General features: G+C 45.2%; 15 protein-coding genes and 1 tRNA gene. 3 read left to right on the forward strand and 13 right to left on the reverse strand.

Going from position 1 to position 22,418, the window contains the following annotated elements:
• Nucleotides 1-34: 34 nt before the first annotated feature.
• From FK220_RS03445 to FK220_RS03475, 7 genes are read right to left on the reverse strand one after another with little or no spacing between them, the layout of a single operon-like run.
• Nucleotides 35-1,135, reverse strand: a complete 1,101-nt coding sequence (locus tag FK220_RS03445; RefSeq protein WP_152572875.1) for a cytochrome c oxidase subunit II — start codon at nt 1,133-1,135, stop codon at nt 35-37.
• Nucleotides 1,136-1,167: 32 nt separating this feature from the next.
• Nucleotides 1,168-2,514, reverse strand: a complete 1,347-nt coding sequence (locus FK220_RS03450; protein WP_152572876.1) for a quinol:cytochrome C oxidoreductase — start codon at nt 2,512-2,514, stop codon at nt 1,168-1,170.
• Between the two features lie 16 nt (nt 2,515-2,530).
• Nucleotides 2,531-3,091: a c-type cytochrome gene (locus tag FK220_RS03455; RefSeq protein WP_152572877.1), complete on the reverse strand. Its 561-nt coding sequence runs from the start codon at nt 3,089-3,091 to the stop codon at nt 2,531-2,533.
• Nucleotides 3,092-3,093: 2 nt separating this feature from the next.
• Nucleotides 3,094-3,627 carry a DUF3341 domain-containing protein gene (locus tag FK220_RS03460; protein ID WP_152572878.1) on the reverse strand — a complete coding sequence of 178 codons (534 nt, stop codon included), beginning with the start codon at nt 3,625-3,627 and terminating at the stop codon, nt 3,094-3,096.
• A 2-nt stretch (nt 3,628-3,629) separates the two neighbouring features.
• A complete protein-coding gene (gene nrfD / locus FK220_RS03465) occupies nt 3,630-5,378 on the reverse strand; it encodes an NrfD/PsrC family molybdoenzyme membrane anchor subunit (protein ID WP_152572879.1) in 1,749 nt (582 codons plus the stop codon).
• Nucleotides 5,379-5,421: 43 nt separating this feature from the next.
• Entirely contained in the window at nt 5,422-8,592 is a 3,171-nt protein-coding gene (locus FK220_RS03470) for a TAT-variant-translocated molybdopterin oxidoreductase (protein WP_152572880.1), read from the reverse strand.
• Nucleotides 8,593-8,625: 33 nt separating this feature from the next.
• A complete protein-coding gene (locus FK220_RS03475) occupies nt 8,626-10,008 on the reverse strand; it encodes a cytochrome c3 family protein (RefSeq protein WP_152572881.1) in 1,383 nt (460 codons plus the stop codon).
• A gap of 240 nt (nt 10,009-10,248) precedes the next feature.
• Between FK220_RS03475 and FK220_RS03480 the strand changes: the two genes are divergently transcribed.
• A complete protein-coding gene (locus tag FK220_RS03480) occupies nt 10,249-10,620 on the forward strand; it encodes an SPOR domain-containing protein (RefSeq protein ID WP_152572882.1) in 372 nt (123 codons plus the stop codon).
• A gap of 79 nt (nt 10,621-10,699) precedes the next feature.
• Here the strand turns inward: FK220_RS03480 and infB are convergent, their stop codons facing one another.
• The 3 genes from infB to rimP are packed head-to-tail and all read right to left on the reverse strand — an operon-like array spanning nt 10,700 to nt 15,116.
• Nucleotides 10,700-13,369, reverse strand: a complete 2,670-nt coding sequence (gene infB, locus FK220_RS03485; protein WP_152572883.1) for a translation initiation factor IF-2 — start codon at nt 13,367-13,369, stop codon at nt 10,700-10,702.
• A 42-nt stretch (nt 13,370-13,411) separates the two neighbouring features.
• Nucleotides 13,412-14,644 (reverse strand): transcription termination factor NusA, encoded by a 1,233-nt coding sequence (gene nusA / locus FK220_RS03490; RefSeq protein ID WP_152572884.1) that lies wholly within the window; start codon nt 14,642-14,644, stop codon nt 13,412-13,414.
• A 10-nt stretch (nt 14,645-14,654) separates the two neighbouring features.
• Nucleotides 14,655-15,116 carry a ribosome assembly cofactor RimP gene (rimP, locus tag FK220_RS03495; protein ID WP_152572885.1) on the reverse strand — a complete coding sequence of 154 codons (462 nt, stop codon included), beginning with the start codon at nt 15,114-15,116 and terminating at the stop codon, nt 14,655-14,657.
• Between the two features lie 377 nt (nt 15,117-15,493).
• Between rimP and FK220_RS03500 the strand changes: the two genes are divergently transcribed.
• The gene (locus FK220_RS03500) at nt 15,494-16,897 is read left to right on the forward strand and encodes a cation:proton antiporter domain-containing protein (protein WP_152572886.1); all 1,404 of its coding nucleotides are present in this window, start codon (nt 15,494-15,496) and stop codon (nt 16,895-16,897) included.
• 55 nt (nt 16,898-16,952) lie between these two features.
• Here the strand turns inward: FK220_RS03500 and FK220_RS03505 are convergent.
• Nucleotides 16,953-17,024: transfer RNA gene (locus FK220_RS03505), tRNA-Gln, on the reverse strand.
• A gap of 187 nt (nt 17,025-17,211) precedes the next feature.
• Between FK220_RS03505 and FK220_RS03510 the strand changes: the two genes are divergently transcribed.
• Entirely contained in the window at nt 17,212-20,592 is a 3,381-nt protein-coding gene (locus FK220_RS03510; protein ID WP_152572887.1) for a DUF2723 domain-containing protein, read from the forward strand.
• A 204-nt stretch (nt 20,593-20,796) separates the two neighbouring features.
• Here the strand turns inward: FK220_RS03510 and FK220_RS03515 are convergent, their stop codons facing one another.
• Both FK220_RS03515 and FK220_RS03520 read right to left on the reverse strand, forming a co-directional pair.
• Nucleotides 20,797-21,093 carry a thioredoxin family protein gene (locus FK220_RS03515; protein ID WP_152572888.1) on the reverse strand — a complete coding sequence of 99 codons (297 nt, stop codon included), beginning with the start codon at nt 21,091-21,093 and terminating at the stop codon, nt 20,797-20,799.
• Nucleotides 21,094-21,185: 92 nt separating this feature from the next.
• The gene (locus tag FK220_RS03520; protein WP_152572889.1) at nt 21,186-22,415 is read right to left on the reverse strand and encodes a metallophosphoesterase; all 1,230 of its coding nucleotides are present in this window, start codon (nt 22,413-22,415) and stop codon (nt 21,186-21,188) included.
• Nucleotides 22,416-22,418: the final 3 nt, after the last annotated feature.

Raw genomic sequence — 22,418 nt, forward strand, 5'->3', positions numbered from 1 at the left:
TTTTCTAGCTTTTTCAAAAATAATGCTTTTCAGATTAATTCCTATCTGCCCCGAGCGGGGTGTTAAACGCAGGCCCAGGTTCATTGGTTGCCATCAACTGGCCAAAGGTTTGTTGTGACTTCATCCATTCCTCATACTCCTCCTGGGTTTCCACAATGATTTTCATCTGCATATTGTAATGGGATTTCCCGCATATTTTGTTACACAATAAAATATAGTCGAATTCCCAAGGATCCGAATTATCCTCGCCGTTGGCCGCCCGCTCTGCACGAATTGCATTTGTGCGCCTTACCTTATCGGCCACATCGGCGTTTTGTCGCATTTCCGCGGTAGTTTTAATCGGTGTAAACGAAAATTCGGTCGTCATTCCGGGAACACAGTTCATCTGGGCCCTAAAATGGGGCATATAGGCGGAATGCAACACATCTTGTGAGCGCATTTTAAAGTTCACCTTTCTACCGACGGGAAGATGCAACTCCTTCACAATCACATCATCGGCGGCATAGGTATCGGCTTCGTCCAACCCTAACACGTTTGCCCGGTCGATATCGATCATTCTCACATTCGCTTTTCCCAGCACATTATCTTCTCCCCCATACCTTGCGGTCCAGTTAAACTGCTGTGCGTATAACTCCACTATCAGTGGGTCATCCTCATCGTTTACGTCCATAATGTTCGTCCAAGTGTACAATCCCCATAAAATCAATCCTGCCAACACAATGACGGGAATGATGGTCCAGATGAACTCCAACCGGTCATTATCTGCATAGAATAGCGCTTTTTTGTTCTTTTCTCCACGATACTTGTATCCAAAGTAATGCAACAGCGCTTGGGTTATCGTCTGTACAAAGAAGATAATTGCAAAGGAGACGAGCATTAGATAATCGTAATCCGCACCATGTGCCGATGCAGCTTCGGGCAACAAAAACTTAGAGTATTTCCAGAAGCTAAAAATCGTTATGGCGTAGATGAATATCAAAAAGGCGAACAACATATACCCGTTGTTCTTGTTATCGTCATCATTCGCTATTTGGGAGCTTTCGGTCTTCAGTTGGGACAATTCGAATATTTTGGTCATTTGCCAAATCGCAATCGCCACCAGCGCTAGAACTATTAATATCAGTAATGTAGTCATCGTATGTTTTACTGTTATACGTTAAGTCTTGTTTAGTAATGAAAATGTTTACTCTCCTCAATAAACGGATTTCGTTTGGGCTGCAAAGGTTGGGTCGCCAACGCCCTGAATACCCAAAAAATAAACAATCCCGCAAAAAATAATATCGCACCGATTTCGGGAATTCCTATGAACCACTGATCTCCCACTGTTGCAGGCATAATGGCGTTGAATATATCCAAATAATGACCCGCCAAAATAACAATGCCCGCCATGATTACAAACCAATTTATCCTTTTGTAATCGCTATTCATCAAAAGTAGCAACGGAAACACGAAATTCATCGCCACCATGCCGAAGAAGGGAAGGTTATAATCGGCAATTCTGGTTACGTAATAGGTAACCTCCTCGGGTATGTTGGAATACCAGATCAACATGAACTGTGAGAACCAAAGGTAGGTCCAGAAGATACTAATACCGAACATAAACTTGGCCAAATCGTGGATATGGCTATCGTTCACCTGTTCCAAATATCCTTTTGACTTTAAATAAATGGTCACCATGGCTATGACGGTAATACCCGACACGAACATACTGGCAAAAATATACCATCCGAACAGGGTACTGAACCAGTGTGGATCCACACTCATAATCCAATCCCAGGACATCATCGATTCCGAAATGAGATAGAATACCAAAAAGGCCGCCGAGATCCTGAAGTTCATTTTGAAACTGGAGTTGTCATCGGATTCGTCTTGCTTCAAGGAAAGCTTTCTGGAGTATTCACGGTATAAAATCCATCCCCCCAAGAAAATGGCAGCTCGAATCAAGAAAAAGACCGGATTCAAATATCCTGCTTTTCCCTGTAATAGTTTGTCGTGTGCCACCACCTCGGCATCCATCCAAACAAAAAGATGATTCATGTGCAGTACGGATAAGACCAGAATCACGAAAACGATGATTCCGCCCGGTACCATGTAGGCCGTAATGCCCTCCATCACTCGAAACAGCAAGGGGGACCAACCTGCCTGCGCCGCACGTTGCACGGCATAGAATGCCAAGACACCAAGAGCGATCATGAAGAAAAAGAAAGCGGCTACATACAATGCTGCCCATGGCTTATTTTGTAGTTGGTGTAACAGATGCTCATCGTGATCCATTGCATGACTTTCTTCCCCATGGCCCTCTGCACTAGGAGTGACCTTCTCCCGTGTATCGGTTGTCATATGGGTAGCCTCCTCTCCATGGGCACCACCATGTCCGTCATCATGGGCTTCGACCATGGCTTTCGCCTCTTCCACCGTACTTGGCGCGGAGACAAAACCAATTCCTATTCCCAAAAGCCCCACAGCCATTAAAATAAAGGAAGCTATTTTTAATCTGTTTGAAATCGTGTACATATCGTTGTTCTATGTATTATTTTGTTAGGTCTTGTTTCAACTTCATAACGTATTCCGAGACTTGCCACATTTCATGATTGTTCATCTGGGAGGCGTAGGAACCCATGGAGTTCAAACCATACTGGAGGGTATGGTAGGTAGTACCAACCGTGATGTTTCGTGCCGCATCGGCATAACTGGGTACCCCAAGGATTTTTTCCCTTTGTACCAACCATCCTTTTCCGTCCCCTTTATTACCGTGGCAAATGGCACAATAATAGCCGTAAAGCTCTTGACCGACCGCAAGATTTTTTTCCTGCTGCATTGAGTCCAAGGGGCTCGTATTCAAACGGGCCAACTCCTTCCCTTCCGGAGTATTTTCGAATCCATAGGGCATCCATCCACGAGAAATACTTCCTTCGGCCGGAAGCAGTGCCTCTTGCCCGTCTGGTAGAAAATCGACCTCTTCATATGTTTCATAGCCTACCGGTTCGTACATATTGGGCATGTATTGGTAATTTGGTCTACTTTTATCGGCGCAGGAGGCAACTAAAACCAACAATACCCCAACTGCCCCTATTTTTGCAAAACTGTTCATATTCAATGACTGTTTTTTTCTGATATATTGATTTCCACCGCTCCCGTATCGGCCAGCAATTCTTTCAATTCGTTTTCATTTCCATGTACCTCGATTTCCATCACAAAATGATCGTCGGTGGTACGCACATCGGGATTCTCCGCCTTTTTAAAAGGCCACAATCTACTTCTTAAGTAAAATGTTATTACCATTAAGTGGGCCGCAAAGAAAACCGTAAGCTCGAACATGATCGGTACAAAGGCAGGCATGTTCTCGATGTAACTAAAACTGGGCTTACCGCCAATATCCTGGGGCCAATCCTCGATCATGATGTAATTCATCATTACTATGGCAACGGTAAGACCTACGCAACCATACAGAAATGAAGTAATCGCGATTCGGGTCGGGGCCAGTCCCATGGCCTTATCCAGACCATGCACCGGAAACGGACAGTATACCTCTTCGATATGGTGCTTTCCCGCCTTTACTTTTTTAACGGCGTGCATCAACACGTCATCGTCATTGTAATAAGCCTGTATAACTTTACTTGCTGACATACTTACTTTTTAGCGTTTAACTGTTTTGCCTGACCGGCCCAATCATCTCTTTGCGCCCTTCCTGGGAAGGCCTCCGTCAACGAATCCAACAAATCGTATTCCCTTTCGGTCATTCGACCTACTTGAGCGTAGGTAAAAATACCGATCTCATTCAAGGTCTCTTCCATTTTTGGCCCAACCCCTTTAATCTTTTTCAAGTCATCGGCGGTTTCTTTTGCAGGATCAAATGTTCCTATAGTACTCAGGAGTTCGCTCACGCCAACCTTGTCTCCCACCGTCGGCACCACTTCGCCCATGAGTACGTCATCGGTTATCGGCTCTGCCTTCTTGGTGTCAACCTTTAGCTTTTCGATTGTATAAAGAGGTTTCCCTGCCTCCCTGAGCTTCTTATACCGTTCTCCCGAAGATTTCAATATCGATTTGACCTCTGCCTGGGCGATAACCGGGAAAGTTCTCGCATACAAAAGGAACAATACAAAGAAAAACCCAATGGTTCCGATAAAAATCCCGATATCGACAAAGGTTGGTGAAAACATCGTCCAAGAAGAAGGGAGGTAATCCCGATGAAGGGAAGTCACGATGATTACAAAACGCTCAAACCACATCCCGATGTTCACTACGATCGAAATAAAGAACGAGAACATGATACTGGTACGTAATTTCTTGAACCACATGAACTGTGGCGAGAATACATTACAGGTCATCATTGCCCAATAAGCCCACCAGTAGGGACCGGTAGCCCTGTTAAGAAATGCGTACTGCTCATATTCCACTCCGGAATACCAAGCCATAAACAACTCGGTAATGTATGCACAGCCTACGATCGAACCCGTAATCATGATTACGATATTCATCAATTCGATGTGCTGTACGGTGATATAGGCCTCCAGATGACAGACCTTTCGCATGATAATCAATAACGTGTTCACCATGGCAAAACCGGAAAAGATCGCTCCGGCCACAAAGTAAGGCGGAAAAATCGTAGTATGCCATCCAGGGATTACCGAGGTGGCAAAGTCAAAGGATACAATGGTGTGTACGGACAGTACCAGTGGTGTGGCCAAACCAGCCAATACCAACGACACTTCTTCAAAACGCTGCCAATCCTTGGCGCGTCCGCTCCATCCAAAACTCAATAAACTGTATATTTTCTTTTGGAACGGCAATACCGCACGATCCCGGATCATGGCGAAATCGGGCAACAAACCTGTCCACCAAAACACTAGGGATACGGACAGATAGGTAGATATCGCAAACACGTCCCAAAGCAAGGGCGAGTTAAAGTTTACCCATAAAGACCCAAATTGGTTAGGAATCGGCAATACCCAGTATGCCAACCAAGGGCGACCCATGTGGATGATGGGAAACAAGCCCGCTTGTATCACCGAGAAGATGGTCATAGCTTCGGCAGAGCGGTTGATTGCCATTCTCCATTTCTGACGGAACAACAAGAGTACGGCAGAGATAAGGGTTCCCGCGTGACCGATACCTACCCACCAGACAAAGTTGGTGATATCCCAGGCCCAGTTTACGGTTTTATTCAACCCCCAAGTACCGATACCTGTAGAAATAGTATAAATAATTGAGCCCACACCCCATAGAAACGCCACCAAGGCAATGGAAAAAACAATCCACCAGTGTTTATTGGCCTTTCCCTCCACTGGAGCGGCAATATCCACGGTTACGTCGTGGTAGCCTTTGTCCCCAACTACTAAGGGTTTTCTAATTGGTGCTTCGTAATGCGACGCCATAGATGTAGATTATAGTTACTTAACTTATTGTATTGGTTGTTTTTTATGCTTCGTTGGTATTCCTCACCTTTACATGGTAGAATACATTTGGCTTCGTCCCAACATGCTCCAGTAAGTGGTACATTCTGTCACTTTTCGCCAACTCGGCCACCTTGCTTTCGGTATCGTTCACATCACCAAAAACAATGGCCCCATTACTACATGCGGAAGAACAAGCGGTCTGGAACTCACCATCCTTGATCAAACGGCCCTCCCGTTTTGCCTCTAAAATGGTCAGCTGGGTCTTTTGAATACACATCGAACATTTCTCGATGACCCCACGTGAACGAACGTTCACATCGGGATTCACGACCATCTTACCCAAATCGTTGTTCATATAATAATCGAACTCGTCGTTGTTGTTGTATAGGAACCAGTTGAAACGACGTACTTTGTACGGACAGTTATTGGCGCAATACCTTGTACCAACACACCTGTTATAGGCCATATGGTTTTGCCCTTGTCGACTGTGCGAAGTGGCTGCAACGGGACACACCGTTTCGCAAGGCGCATGGTTACAGTGCTGGCACATGACCGGTTGGAACGCCACTTGTGGATTGGTAGACGGGTCTTCCATTTCACCGAAACCACTTAAGGAACCTTTCTCGCCCCATAAGCCGTCCAATTCCTCTTTTTTCACATTGTCCGCTTCAAAACTATCTTCCGAAGAGTAGTATCGGTCGATACGTAACCAATGCATGTCCCTGGACATTCGCACTTCTTTCTTTCCTACTACAGGGACATTGTTTTCGGCATGACAGGCAATAACGCAAGCTCCACATCCTGTACAGGCGTTCAAATCGATCGACATATTGAAATGATGCCCAATGGAACGGTCGAAACTGTCCCAAAGATCTACCGATGTCGCGGGAACTTCTTGATGATTCAATGATACCTGTGGTACGTGGTTCCATTCCGAATGGTCCTTGGTGTTGAAAATCTGCAAGGTAGTTTCTTTGATGATATCACCACGACCCATTAATGTTTTATGCAGCTGCACACAAGCAAACTCGTGCATGCCCGCAGCCTTTTCAACGGTAACGGATTGAATACTCTTAAAGTTTTGATACAACGGATAGGCGTTCACCCCTGTCTGCATTTCAGATTTCATCCCGGCTTTTTTACCATATCCCATGGATAGGCCTATAGAACCTTTTGCCTGCCCGGGCTGAATAATGACGGGTACATTGTTTACTGCAACCCCATTCACGCTTACATTGGCATAACTGCCGTCCAAACCTCCGTTTGCGACATGTTCGTTTACAAATCCCATTTCTTCCGCGTCTGCTTTGGAAATGGTAATATAATTGTCCCAAGTGACCCGGGTAATCGGATCAGGGAATTCCTGTAGCCAAGGGTTGTTGGCCTGTCGACCGTCGCCCATGCCTACTTTCGAATACAGTGTAAGCTCCATTCCTGCGGTATTGGCATTCGCCAAGCTGCGTACTGCGGAGTCTATTGAAATGGAAGTTGCAGGCTCCATTTCCGTTTCCTCGGATTGATCAGCCTCCTCTTTATCGGTATCGGTCATGACCATCATGGGGTCTGCCACTGATGCCGCATCTTCTACATTCGTTGTCGCCTCGGAAGAAGCTGCAAAGACACCGTCATGCAATGCCTTGTTCCAATCATTGCCGCTTAATATAAACGTATTCCAAGTTTCCTTGATGTAATCATAATAACTACTATCGCTTCCCATCCAATTCAAAAGGGAAGACTGAAACTGTCTCGTATCGAAAAGCTCCCTGATGGTAGGTTGCATAAGGCTGTAATGCCCTTTTTTGATTTGGGCATCGCCCCAAGATTCCAGATAATGATTCGCTGCAGCGGTGTATTGGGTAACTTCGGCGGTTTCGTTATAATTGGTGGAGAATAGCACGGACAGGTCTACATTCTGAATGCCCTCCGCAAAATCAGCGGTATTTGGAAGTGTGTACATAGGATTGACACCATCCATGATCAAGGCACCTACCTTACCAGCCTTCATGTCGGCGACCAAAGCGTTTACCGCTTTGTCGCTTCCTTGACGTACGTAGCGAGGTGCTTTTGTATCAAAGGCCTTACTTCCCAACATTTCATTAATGGCCAGTACCACCGCTTGGGCATTTATATCATCGATTCCAGTGACTACGACGGCCCCACCTTTATTTTTTCTTATTTGGGCCACTACATTCTCGATGGCCATTTCTACATTTTGCGGAAGCTCCCCACCCGCACTGGTTCCGTTCAGTTTGGCATAGAGCTTCGCCAAAGCGATCATCTGCATCGACGGTGTCAAGGGCACGCGTTTATCGGCATTGGCCCCGGTCAACGACATATTCGCCTCAAACTGTACGTGGCGAGACATTTTTCCGTTCTTGGGCACACGCCCTTTGGAGTAACCACTGTCATAGCCACCCCCTTGCCAGTCGGCCAGAAAATCGGCTCCAAAAGAGACAATGATCTCTGCCTTTTCAAAATCATAATCCGCCAAGGCCCGCTCACCATATCGCGCCTCAAAAGCGGTCAATGCCGCATCTTCCGAAATAGCATCATACGTTACGTGGTTTACATTGCCGTACTTGGCCTTGAATTCGGCTACCAATCGTGAAGTTGACGGACTCGCATAGGTCTGGGTCAATAAAGCCACCTGCTTTCCGGAACCTTGCAAAGAACCCAATTTAGACTTTACCGCAGCATCCAACGCTTGCCACTCAATAGGCTCTCCGTTGGCTATAGGGCCTTGCAGCCTGGTACTATCATATAAGCCCAACACGGAAGCTTGGACCCTGGCATTGGCACCCCCGGCAACCTTGGCTTCGGTATTGTTCTCTACTTTTATTGGTCGCCCTTCGCGGGTTTTGATTAGAATACTGGCAAAATCGAAACCATTTGCAATCGTGGTGGCATAAAAATTTGGAACCCCCGGCACAATTCTGTCGGGTTGCACCACATAGGGAATGGATTTGATAACAGGACCCTCACAAGCGGCCAAAGTGGCCGCAGCGGTACTGAAACCGACATATTTCAGGAAGTCTCTACGATTCGTATTGGAAGTAGACAAATTTTGTTTGTCTCCCAAAAAATCATCCACTGGGATTTCCTCAACAAATTCGTTTTGCCTCAGCGCCTCAACAATGGAATCGTTCGGATTTAATTCCGCTTCATTCTTCCAATATTTTTTGTTTGATGCCATACGTTTATTTCTGTATTTAGCTGCTTGTTGTGATTAATAATGACACTTTCCACATTCCAAACCACCCATCTGCGCGGCAGTTAGATTCTCAACCCCATATTTCTTGGAAAGCTCCGCGTGTATTTTTTCGTAGTATTCGTTGCCTTCGACCTTCACATTGGTCTCTCGGTGGCAATTAATGCACCAACCCATGGTCAATGATGAGTACTGATACATGATTTCCATCTCTTCTACCGGTCCGTGACAGGTTTGACATTCGATACCGGCAACGGAAACATGCTGCGAATGGTTGAAATAGGCAAAATCGGGAAGATTATGGATTCTTACCCACTCGACTGGCTGACTTTCTCCTGTATATTTTTGGTTCTCTTCGTCCCAACCAACGGCCTTGTAAAGCTTCTTTATCTCGTTAGTGTAGAATTCATTGGTGTACCCATTCGCCAAATCCTCTTGGCTTGGACCGTCGGGACCTCCCGTGTATTCGTAAATCGACTTATGGCAATTCATACAAACATTCAAGGAAGGTATTCCGGAATGCTTTGAAACCCGTGCGGAAGAGTGACAATACTTACATTCAATTTTATTTGCCCCTGCATGAATCTTGTGGGAATAATGGATGGGCTGAATGGGCGCATATCCCTGATCTACCCCCACCTGCATCATCCATCCGTAGGCAAAATAGGCACTGCCGAGCAGTAAAAAGATGACCGTAACCAATACCAAAAACTGATTTTGGGCGAAGGCTTTCCAAATTGGCGTACGTTTTTGTGCAGCCTCCTGTTCCACTTCCAAGTCATTGGCCGCCATGACCCTCCTCAGGGTTTTGTTGACGGAGTAGAGCATAAAAATCAGCAAGGCGAACACCAAGGCCAATGCCCCTAAAATAATCTCATTGGATATGCCACTGGGCTGGGCTCCCCCACCACCAGGAACTTCTGTTGGAGCGGCGGCAGTAGCGGCTGCCGGAGGAGGCGCCGCCGTGTAGGCCAAGATATCATCGATATCGGCATTCGAAAGGGTCGGAAAAGCGGTCATGGCCGCCTGATTGTATTCGTTGTATATACGAACAGCGTAGTCGTCACCGGACTTTATCATTCCCGGGCTGTTCTTGATCCACGCATAGAGCCACTCCTTATCCAAACCTTCTTCCTCGGCCAATCTGGTTTCGACATTCGCCAAAGCGGGTCCGGTCATCTTTCGATTAAGGGCATGACACGCGGCACAGTTTTGCTGGAAAAGGGATTTACCTTTAACGGGATCCCCGCCGGCCGATGCTTCCGCTGTTTCGGCGACAGGCGTTTCCGCTACCTCAGCGGTATCATCCTGTGCAGAAACGGAAACGGTAAAAATGAAGGAGACTAAAAAACTTAAACCAAGGAACTTGGTAATTTGATTGCGGTACTGAACCTTTCTCATAAGTAGCATATTTCAATCCTAATCCTGGCATGATTTTTCCTATAATTACGTAATGATTATAGGTTGGCTTTATCACTACCCAAATTGCTTGCAAAAATAAGACATAGACTTTATTTGGGAAATCTTAAAGGTTTGATAATTTCTAATTTATAATTGTTCTAAATAAGTCAAATTTATTTCTGTTTGATCTTTAAAAATTTACATTTGTTAGCCATACTTTTTCCTAAGTTAGCAGTTTCTATGAAAACACTTGTATACAGTATCATTATTGCAGTTGGAACCTTGTCCGTCAATGCCCAAAAAGGTAAAATAAACATTCAACAAGACGATAAAATTACCGAGCTCCTGGAAGTATATAAATCAGTCATTTCAGATGCTGACTATTATCGAATTCAGGTCGGTTTTGGCTCCTACGATAAAGCGCAACGCATTAAGTCGGAAGTAGAGCAGGATTTCCCCTTGATGCCCTCAAAAATCGATTTTGATTCCCCTACCTACAGGGTCCGTTTGGGCCGCTTCAAAACACGGATAGAAGCGGAACGCAAGTTTATCGAAGTGCGTCAAAAATATCCGGATGCGATGTTATTGAAACCAAAAAAATCGACCCGTTAAGGTCGATTTTGTTCTTTATTCCCTTTGTAATAAGTCTGTTACGAGAAACGCATGAGTACCATTGGGTTTTGCTTTCCGGCTATTTCAGCGTCTTCTTGACCGCAACTTCCTGGAAGGCCTCCACGATATCTCCTTCATGGATGTCATTGTAATTTTTGATCTGCAATCCACAATCATAACCCTTTGAGACTTCTTTGACATCATCCTTAAAACGTTTCAAGGATGCCAGTTCGCCAGTGTAGACCACTACCCCATCACGAATCAAACGGATTCCCGCGTTACGGAATATTTTTCCGCTGGTCACCATACATCCGGCAATCGTACCCACTTTAGAGATTTTGAAAGTCTCCCTGATTTCGGCGGTCCCGGTAATCTCTTCCTTGATTTCCGGGGACAACATGCCTTCCATCGCATCTTTCAAATCGTTGATGGCATCGTAAATAATGGAGTACATTCGAATATCGATTTCCTCCTTATCGGCAATATCCCTGGCATTCCCCATCGGACGGACATTAAATCCTATAATAATCGCATCGGAGGCGGAAGCCAATAACACGTCGGATTCTGTAATTGCCCCTACCCCTTTATGGATGATATTTACCTGTATCTCCTCGGTCGAGAGTTTCTGGAACGAATCGGTCAAAGCCTCTACAGATCCGTCCACGTCGCCCTTGAGGATAATGTTCAACTCCTTGAAGTCGCCCAGGGCGATACGTCTTCCAATTTCATCGAGGGTAATATGGCGTTGCGTACGTACTGATTGCTCCCTGAACAATTGCGCTCTTTTAGAGGCGATTTGCTTCGCTTCCCGTTCATCGGCAAGCACGTTGAACTTATCCCCTGCTTGAGGAGCGCCATCCAAGCCTAGAATAGACACTGGAGCGGCCGGTCCTACTTTCTGTATTTCTTTGCCGCGTTCATCGTACATCGCCTTCACTTTTCCACTATGGGTACCTGCAAGCACATAGTCCCCGATTTGGAGCGTACCGGCCTGTACCAGTATGGTCGAAACATAACCACGTCCCTTATCCAGAAAGGCTTCCACTACGGTTCCTGAGGCCAATTTATCGGGATTGGCCTTCAACTCGAGCAATTCTGCTTCAAGCAATACTTTTTCCAGCAATTCCTTGACCCCGTCACCGGTTTTTGCAGAGATATCATGTGATTGTATCTTACCGCCCCAATCCTCTACCAGAAGATTCATATTGGCAAGACCTTCCTTTATCTTATCGGGATTTGCGGTAGGCCTATCTATTTTATTGATTGCAAATACCATGGGTACGCCCGCTGCCTGCGCGTGGCTAATTGCTTCCTTGGTCTGTGGCATGATATCGTCATCTGCAGCGATAACGATTACCGCGATATCGGTCACCTGCGCCCCTCTAGCCCGCATAGCCGTAAAAGCCTCGTGACCCGGCGTATCGAGGAAGGTGATTTTCTGCCCGTCTCCGAGGGTCACCCCATAAGCGCCGATGTGTTGTGTGATTCCACCGCTTTCCCCGGCGATTACGTTTGCTTCCCTTACATAGTCCAATAGCGAGGTCTTTCCGTGATCTACGTGACCCATCACCGTTACTATAGGAGCCCTAGGCTTCAAATCTTCCGGAGCGTCTTCGACTTCCTCGATGGCCTCCTCAATTTCAGCGGTAACAAACTCCACTTCATATCCAAATTCCTCGGCAACGATCGATAAGGTCTCTGCGTCCAAACGTTGGTTCATTGTTACCATCATACCCAACGACATACAGGCCGATATAATCTCTGTGGTGGAAACATTCATCATAGTCGCCACTTCACTTGCCGTAACAAACTCGGTTACCTTAAGAATCTTATTTTCAAGTTCTTGCTGTTCAAGGTCTTTCTCGGTCTGCTGGCGGTGTTGGTCTCTTTTATCCCTACGGTATTTGGCTCCTTTCCCTTTTTTGGATTTTCCCTGTAGTTTTTCGAGGGTTTCCCGTACCTGCTTTTGCACGTCTTCTTCGGAAGGTTCAACTTTTGGTGTTCCAAAACGTTGGACCGCTCCTTTTCTTTGCCCTGGTCTTCCGCGGTCGCTACCGGCACCTCCGGTGCTGCTGATAATCCGTTTTCTTCTCTTCTTCCGATCTTTACCCGGACCATCCGATGACTTGGCGTCTTCCTTCTTTTTTTTGGGTTTTTCGAACTTCGCCAAATCTATCTTGTCGCCCATGATCTTGGGTCCGGAAAGCTTCTGGTATTGGGTGGTGAGCTTTTCAGGTTCGGCTTGTACTTCCCCAGCATCCTTGACAGTATCGGTCTTTGCCTTTATTGTCTCGGTAGACTTTTCTATCGCAGGTTTTTCCGATGGGGATACGGCCTTTTCTTCTTCCGTAGGTTTTGTTGCAGTCTTTTTAGGTGCATCCAAATCAATTTTACCGACCGTTTTGGGTCCGGTTAGCTCGGCGGCCTTTGCCTTAATTACTCTTTCCGAGGTAGCAGCGGCCCTTTTCTCCCTTTGTAACCGTTTGTCTTCCTGTTCCTGTTCCAATTGTACCCGTATGGCTTCTTTCTCCTTCCGCTTCTCTTCGCCTACCTCTTTCGATGCAACTTTTTTGCTCATGTCGGTCTGGAACTCATCTTGAAGCACTTGATACACCTCATTGGAAATTTTGGTGGTCGGCCTGGCCTCAACAGTATGACCTTGTGAGGCAAGGTAATCGACAGCCCTGTCCAACGAAATATTAAGCTCCCTCAGGACCTTGTTAAGCCTTATTTTTGCATTTTCTGCCATAAATCTTTATTCCCTAAATTCTTTTATTCGTCGCTAATATAGCTATTCTTCCAATTCTTCTTTTAGTATCCGCACCACTTCGGTGATGGTTTCCACCTCAAGATCGGTTCGTCTCACCAACTCATCAACATCTTGCTCCAGGATACTTCTTGCAGTATCCATCCCTATTTTTTTGAATTCCTCGATGATCCAGCTATCGATTTCATCCGAAAACTCCGTAAGTTCCACATCTTCTTCAACCCCTTCACGGAACACATCGATTTCGTACCCTGTCAATTGCCCGGCCAATCGTATGTTGTGTCCGCCCCGACCAATCGCTTTGGAAACCTCCTCCGGTTTCAGGTATACTTGTGCAGTCATCTTTTCATCATTCAATTTTACCGAGGAAACCCTGGCCGGACTAAGCGACCTTGTCACCATTAACTGAGGGTTCCCGGTCCAGTTGATGACATCGATGTTTTCATTGCCCAGTTCCCTGACGATTCCGTGTATCCTAGACCCCTTCATCCCGACACAGGCACCCACTGGGTCAATACGGTCGTCGTAGGAATCAACGGCAACCTTTGCCTTTTCTCCAGGTATTCGCACCACTTTCTTTACAGTGATCAGTCCGTCAAATACTTCCGGAATCTCCTGGAAGAAAAGTTGCTCCAAAAACTTGGGGGAGCTTCGTGACATAATGATGGTGGGTTTACTTCCCTTTAATTCCACACTTTCGATGATCCCACGCACATTGTCGCCCTTTCTAAAAAAGTCCGAAGGTATCTGCCGATCTTTTGGCAGAATTATCTCGTTACCTTCATCATCCAATAAAATAATGGCCTTATGACGTATGTGGTGTACTTCGGCGGTATATATCTCACCTTCCAAATCTTTAAACTGCTTGTAAATGGTGGTATTGTCGTGCTCGTGGATTTTTGAAATCAGATTTTGACGCAACGCGAGAATCGCCCTTCTTCCCAAATCGATCAGCTTCACTTCTTCGGAAACGTCTTCCCCTACTTCAAAATCGGGTTCAATTTTACGGGCCTCGCTGAGCGATATTTCCTCATTGGGGTCTTCTACTTCCCCATCCTCCACAACGACCCGATTGCGCCAAATTTCCAAGTCGCCCTTATCGGGGTTGATGATAATGTCGAAATTGTCGTCGGACCCGAACTTCTTTTTCAAAGCACTTCTAAAAACATCCTCCAGAATGGCCATGAGCGTCACCCTATCTATGAATTTGTCGTCTTTAAACTCCGAGAAAGACTCGATTAACGCAATATTTTCCATTGTACTACAATTAAAATTTCAATATAACTTTTGCTTCTTTGATATCGGAAAAAACAATTTCCTTTTTTTTCTGCACGGTCACTTTCCCTTTCCCAATAGGTTTGGGTTCCCTTGCTTTCCATTCCAACACAATTCCGTCCTCCGTAACAGAGGCGAGCTTGCCCTCGAAACTATCTTCGGCGGTTACGACGGTCAACTTTCGGCCAACATTCTTGGCATACTGCCTTGGCATGGTCATAGGCGTAGTAGCCCCTGCGGAGGTCACCTCCAGTGAAAAATCCTCTTCTTCGCGATCTAGATTGTGCTCAATGGCCCTGCTGATTTTCATACAGTCCTGCAATGTTACCCCTTGATCACCGTCCAGTACCACTTTTATCCTGTTGTCGGCTCCCATCGAAAAGTCGACCAAAAACAACGATGCTTCCTCAGCGAGCGCTTCGTTTAAAAGAGTAGTTACCTTGTCTTTTAACATCTGCCTTAAAATTTGACCCTCTTTCGTTCCCCTTTGGATATTCGTTTTCACCCGGTTTCACTTTCAAAGTAAGTTGTTCGATTGGTCTCTTTTACTTCGTACTTGACGCAGATAAAAGAAATTCCAGCAAACAAAAAAGAGGACTTAATGTCCCCTCATGAATACTTAAATATCCTTTCAGTGGTGCAAATATACATATTTTTTATTGATTTCTACAATAGATGGTTCAGATCTCGGACCGTAAAAACCAACGATTGGGAAACAACTGTATCCAAAGGATAGAAACGTCCATGCGATTCCTTCCCAGTGACAATAATATCACCGTGATTGCTGTTAATGTAGTACATTTATTCTTAATTCATCTAAACCGACCAAGCATGGACATCCTATCTTCCTACAATGTCATAATAGAGGCATCGATTATCGTCATCCTGTCGTTTTGGTTCAACGGCATTTCTAAAAAAACCAACATTCCCTCGGTGTTAATGCTTATCGTACTAGGTGTCATTTTACAATATGTACTGAAATACTTTGTACAAAGACTTCCTGATTTTGAAGCTTCCTTGGAGATTTTGGGTACCGTAGGGCTTATCATGATCGTCTTGGAAGCCGCCTTGGAGCTCGAATTAAAACGGGAGAAACTTGTACCCATTCTTAAATCGATGGCCATCGCCCTTATCGGTCTCGTAGCGTCGGCCTGGGTGGCCGCACTAATTATTTATCAATTTATTCCCGATATGACCATGGCATCGGCCTGGCTGTACGCTACTCCGTTATCGATTCTCTCCAGTGCCATTATCATTCCAAGTGTAGGCGGACTTTCGGAATCGAAGAAAGAATTTCATATTTACGAGAGCACCTTCTCGGATATCATGGGAATCATGATGTTCTATTTTTTAGCGGCCGAATTCGACCCTGCCCAAGATGCCGGACTGGGAAGTTTTGCGGGCAACATCGTACTCACGATTGTCATTGCCATCGTAGCCAGTTATGCCATCATCCTCATTTTTCAAAGAATCAAAAGCCAGGCGAAGCTGTTCCTGTTGATTTCCGTACTGCTATTGCTGTACGCCATTGGAAAGAAATTGCACCTCTCGTCGCTTATCATCATTTTGATTTTTGGCCTGATCGTCAAGAACATTAAACTCTTCTTTCCGGGAAAGACGGCCATATTTTTGGATAAGGAAAGGATGGATCAAATCTACCATGAGCTTCATATCATTACCTTGGAAACAGCTTTTATCGTACGCACCTTTTTCTTTGTCATATTTGGTATCACTATTGCCATTGCCTCCTTGTACAGCTTAAACGTCGTCTTGATCAGCGTATTAATCATCGCTTCGATTTATGCCATTCGCTTTGTGATTCTCCGCGTCTTTATTGGAAGCGACATTCTTCCCCAACTATTTATTGCCCCAAGGGGGTTGATAACCGTGTTGTTATTCTATGCGATTCCCAAACAAGCCCAGATCGCAACCTTCGAATCAGGGGTATTGCTGTTCGTAATTATCGCCACCAGTTTGGTGATGACCTGGGCGATGATCAAAGATAAACGCAAAATGGGTACGCTACTGGATGAGATCGACGAGGAAATAAGGGAACGAAACCAAGCGGAAGATATATTACACGAGAAAAACCCGGTGGCCCTTATCAACGATATTGGCGATGTTCCGGATACTATCCAATCGGGTAACGCAGGTATCGCTCCGGGGGGCCTAACCGGTGATGAGGGTAGCGATTCGGAAGAAGCGGAAAGAAGACCACCGGAAAAGGATTCATAGGGTACAAATAAAAATCCCGATGCCAATCGGCATCGGGACTTATTTCAATTTTAAGTTGGCCCACTAGGACTCGAACCTAGAACGACTGGACCAAAACCAGCTGTGTTGCCAATTACACCATGGGCCATTACCAAAACGAAAACAAGTTCCGTATTAGAGCGTGCAAATTTAGAACAAAGTTTGGTTTGCACAAACATTTTGATATAGATTCCAATAAAAAATACGCTTTGAGCGTTGTTAAAGCTTTATCAAAATTCCAGCCCCATATTTATTTTAATTAGTAAATTCGCCCCATTGGTAAAACCATAGACTTCATGTTTGCAACGAACTTTGAAAAATGGGACCGTATCCTTGGATGGTCCGTCTTTTTTATTGCCCTTATCGTTTACGCTATTACCGTTGAGCCGACCAATAGTTTTTGGGATGCAGGGGAATACATTGCCACTTCGGCCAAATTGCAGGTAGGACATCCACCGGGAGCTCCTTTGCTTCAAATGATCGGGGCCTTTTTCGCAATGTTCGCCTTTGAACCCGAACAGGTAGCCCGAATGGTCAACTATGTTTCGGGAGTGTCCAGTGCCTTTACCATTCTTTTTATGTTTTGGACCATCACCAATCTCACCCGAAAATTGATTGCAAAGTCGGAACCGATAACCAATAGCAAGGCTATTGCGATTTTAGGAAGCGGACTCATAGGAAGTTTGGCATTTACTTTTTCGGATAGTTTTTGGTTCAACGCGGTGGAAACCGAAGTCTATTCAATGGCCAGTTTTATTATGGCGCTCCTACTTTGGTTGGGTCTCAAATGGACCGATACTTTGGATGACCCCCGTGGAAATCGCTGGATCGTACTCATCTCTTTCGTTGTGGGACTCACCTTTGGAATACAGTTTATGGGCTTTTTAGCCATTCCCTCCATAGGATTGCTGTACTTTTTTAAAAGATACAAGACCACGACCGTCCCCAACTTCCTTATCGCCAATATTGCCGTGGTGGGCATTTTGATGCTCGTTTATAAGTTTTCGCTCACCTACGTATTGAAGCTGTTCGGTTGGAGCGAGGTTTTCTTTATCAACAGTATTGGACTCCCGTTTAATTCAGGAACGATCATCATGGGGCTCCTCTTTATCGCTACCTTTTATTTCGGTCTGCGGTATACTAAAAAGAATGATTTCAGAACCGCCAATACCATTATCCTGTGCCTTATGTTCCTGATTCTAGGATTTTCCTCTTGGTTGATGTTGCCCATACGTGCCAATGCCAAAGTGGTGATCAACGAGAACAATCCGGAAGATGCACGATCCCTGTTGGCCTACTACAATAGGGAACAGTATCCGAGTACCGATAGTCCCGTATACGGCGCCTATTATTCCGATATGTTTGCTCCCCAAGGAGAGAAAAGGGATGGAAAACCCAAATACGAAAAAGATGAAAAAGCAGGGAAATATGTAATCGTAAACTATTACAAGGATGCCGATTTCGGTCCTAACGAAAAACATACGGGACTGCTGCCCCGAATGTGGAGTGGCCAACACGCAGAAAATTATATGAGGTACTTCGGGCGGCTCGATTTTAGGATGACCCAAAATAACGATGAGCTTCGAAAGGCGGTCGAGCAGGTGAAGACCGGTTTTGACAATGGGGAAATCGATGCGGACCAGTATATTAGTTTTATCCGTCGCTTTGGCGATTATCTAGAGGTAGAACCACCTTCATTGTGGCAGAATATTCAATACATGTTCGAGTTCCAGTTCGGCTACATGTATTGGCGCTACTTCATGTGGAATTTTTCGGGTAAACAAAACGATGTGCAGGGCCGATATAATGGAGAGGGCAACTGGCTGAGCGGCATCGGTTTTATCGACGGCATTCGTTTGGGAAGCCAAGATAATCTCCCGACCGAGGTACTCGAAAATAAGGCTCGAAACACCTACTATTTTTTACCACTTATTTTGGGGATTATCGGACTGGTGTTCCAAATATCAAAGAATCCGAAACAATTTTGGGTACTCTTCGTGTTCTTTATGTTCACAGGAATTGCCATACAATTCTACACCAATCCCTACATTTTTCAGCCACGGGAACGTGACTATTCGTTAGTAGGGTCCTTCTACATCTTTGCTATATGGATCGGCATAGGGGTCTACGGCCTGTTCGACGGTCTGAAACAATACTTGACCCCTAAAATATTGGCTCCGGCCGTAACCTTCGTTTGCCTGTTGGCAGTTCCTACGGTGATGGCTTATGAAAATTGGGACGATCATGATCGCTCCAATCGCTTTACAGCGAATGCCTCCGCCAAAGCCTATTTGGACTCCTGTCAAAAAGATGCAGGCGCCATTCTGTTCACTATAGGGGACAACGATACCTTTCCTCTTTGGTATGCCCAGGAAATAGAGGGTTATCGAACCGATGTGCGCATCGTTTGTACCAGCCTTTTCGAAACCGACTGGTATATCGATCAAATGAAAAAGAAGGCATATGAGAGCGATCCGATTCCTTCCCAGATTGGCCACGACAAATACCGATGGGGCTCAAGGGATGTACTGTATTATCAAAATGTAGACCCGCTGTTCAACAGGGAGCTATCAAAAAACCGGTGGATGATCAAGGACTTTATCAATTGGATCGATAGTGACAAATCGCAGACCAAGCTCAAGCACATCATACAAAAGCAAAATGCCGATTTGGAGGCCTATTCCGAAAACAGTCTTAACATCGTGTACTATCCCACCAACAAAATTCGCATTCCCGTTAATAAACGAAACGTGTTGGAGAGCGGTTTAGTAAAGCAAAAGGATGCCGATTTAATTGTCGATTTCATAGATATCGACTTGCCAACTAGCGCCATAACCAAAAAGAGTATGATGATGCTTGATATCATCGCCAATAACGATTGGAGACGCCCCATTTATTTCTCTGGCGGAAGCTTCGACGATTCAGAGTATATCTGGATGAAAGACTATTTGCAGTTGGATGGTATGGCGTACAAACTTGTTCCTATACGAACCGAACGGAAGAGTAGTTTTGAAATGGGACGAATCGATTCGGACCTAATGTACGATATCGTAAAAAAATGGGATTGGGGAAATTCGGGAAGCCCGGATATATATCACGACCCGCAGACCAGGATTCAGGGACTTTCCTATCGCGGAAACCTAGCGAGGTTGGTGGAACAACTATTGGACGAAAACAAAACCGATAGGGCCAAGGAGATCATCGATTTGGCCATGGAAAAAATGCCCGTGGAATACTTCGGGTACTATACGTTTGTGGAACCGTTTATAGATGGATATTATAAGGTAGGCGAAACCTCCAAGGCACGTGCCCTCTTTGAAAAATTAAAAACCATTTACCAAGAACGACTCATCTACTACGCAGGTACTACCCTTGATGAGCAATATGGTAAAATCGATGAGGTCATAGCCGACATGGAAGCCTACCGTAGAAATATCGATATCCTAATTGCCAATGATGACCGTGAACTTGCCGAAAAAGAGACTTTGGTATTTAATGAGTACATCGACAAATTTAGTCACTTCTATCAAAACGAATTGCTGGAGGAAGAACCTCCGGTATTGGATAGCGACCCTGACTTGATCGACACCGTTCCCGTATCCGACACCAACACAGTGGATAATACCAAGGTAGAAACGAGCGTACAGGATTCGGTCTTGGTCCCGGAAGAAAATTGAGGATTACTGTTTTTTGATTTTACCCCGCCAAATCGAAGGATATGGATGCCGCTTAAAACGATAGCGGACACGGTTCGTAAATTACATAAGTAAATAAGCTTAGATAGCAGCTAAGATGACCGCGTCAATTTCTAGCGGACACTAATGATATTGTGCCTTCATTCTAGAGGAAAATAGCGAATCGGTATGGTAAGTTGTTATGGCTTACACGTATTCGTTCAAGATTCCGATCAAAGTATTCGCATCTTGTTCTCCGCTTTGTCGCCAGACCATCTCCCCTTTTTTGTATATCATTAGGGTTGGCAAACCTTTTACCCGCAAAGCTTGGGATAGCTCCTTGTTCTTGTCGACATCGATTTTTATAATTTTTCCCTTATCGCCCAAAGCGGCCGCAACATCGCGTAAGACCGGATGCATCGAGGTAGATTGTTCGTTCCATTCTGCGTAGAAATCCAACAGTACGGGAACTTTAGTATCTATCAGTTCACCAAATTTTGACATAGGTATATCATTGGGTTATAGGCCAAATGTAGTAAAAAATGTGAAATTGCTGTACCAACGGGAGGTTTTGTGCTACGCAGAACGAGTTAAAATCATGTTAAGGATTTCTTTTTTAAGGTAATCACCGTAATCTCGGGCCAAATACCTACCCGGCCCGGATACCCAAGAAAACCAAAACCACGATTCACGTTAATAAACTGTCCTCCTTGTTCATAGATACCTGCCCATTGCTTGTATCGCCATTTTACCGGACTCCATTTAATCCATCCGGGAATCTCTATGCCAAACTGCATCCCATGTGTGTGGCCACTTAAAGTAATATGATAGTGGTAGTCGTGCGGAATTACCTGTTCCTCCCAATGTGAGGGGTCATGGCTCATCAAGATTTTGAAATCATCTTTGGAAATTGCCGCTGTTGCCTTATCTAGGTCCCCGGCCTTTTTGAATCCGCCCTTACCCCAGTTTTCGACCCCGATCAACGCAATACGGTCCGTACCCCTTTGTAAATAGCGGCTCTCGTTGAGCAGTAAATCGAAACCCATTTCCCTTTGCAAATCTTTAAGCTCCTCTAGGTTCTTTGCCTTGGCCTCGGGTGTTTCCCAAGGAACATAATCGCCATAATCATGGTTTCCCAGTACAGAATACACACCGTCTTTGGCAGCAAGCGTTCCGAAAAGATTTTTCCATGGATACATTTCCTCGGTTTTGTTGTTTACCAGATCCCCGGTAAAAAGTATAGCATCGCTTTGCTGTTGGTTCACCAAATCCACCGCATATTCGATTTCCTCCCTATTGTCAAAACTACCGCTATGCACATCGGAAATTTGGGTGATTTTGTACCCATGAAATGCTTCGGGCAAATCATCGAATTCCATTTCGTAGCGTAAGACTTTATAATTATACTTACCCTTGTACATACCCATCAACAGCGCTCCGAAAGGAACCGCCGCAATACCCAGCGCCATAAGGCTTAAAAAACGTCTGCGCTGGGGGAGGTTGAATTCCTTGGCACTCCCGAATATTTTTGCATAGGCACCTGCCAACAACCTAAAGATATCCTCTGAAAATAAAAATAGAACGGTAATCAATTTAAAGGTAAGCATCGTGAGCAACAGCCCAAATGCATAGCTTTTTGGTCTGCTTAAAACCCTTCCAGGTTCTTCCCCAACGGTGAACTGGTACACAAAATTACCCAATACCAAAAGTGACAAGGCAATAAAGGCATAATACACCCAAGGATAGCGGGTGGTAGTCTTAATCGCCTGCAAGGCATAAAATCCTAGGATAAGATAGATAGCGATAAAGATAATCCAACGGAGCATTCT

Origin of the sequence: Pelagihabitans pacificus (assembly GCF_009371985.2) — a bacterium.
GTDB lineage: Bacteria > Bacteroidota > Bacteroidia > Flavobacteriales > Flavobacteriaceae > Pelagihabitans > Pelagihabitans pacificus.